The organism is Pseudoalteromonas sp. SIMBA_162 (assembly GCF_046535955.1).
In the GTDB taxonomy this organism is placed as follows: Bacteria; Pseudomonadota; Gammaproteobacteria; order Enterobacterales; family Alteromonadaceae; genus Pseudoalteromonas; species Pseudoalteromonas marina.
In genome coordinates this window covers 1-253 of record NZ_JAWJBQ010000791.1, presented here as the reverse complement: position 1 = coordinate 253, position 253 = coordinate 1, and the positions used below count along the sequence as shown (strand labels likewise).

1 protein-coding gene is annotated in these 253 nt (G+C 43.1%); it reads left to right on the top strand.

The annotated features are described in order from the left end of the window. The coding region (locus tag R0J88_RS21845) for a gamma-glutamyl-gamma-aminobutyrate hydrolase family protein (RefSeq protein ID WP_410901152.1) at positions 1 to 253 on the top strand (253 nt) is incomplete at both ends.

Sequence of the window (253 nt, the reverse complement as noted above, 5' to 3'; positions counted from 1 at the left end):
CCATTATGGGAATCTGCCGTGGCTATCAAACAATTAATGATGCTCTTGGCGGAACAATTAAAAATATCGGGGATACATCCCACTCACAGAATATACCAGGAGAAGAAGCATTACATCAAATCACGATACAACCACAAACGATTTTAGCACGTTGCATGGACACGGATGTGATTGGTGTAAATAGTTTCCATAGACAAAGCGTTGGCACATTAGGCGAAGGATTAAGGGTCAGTGCCTATGCGGATGATGGCAC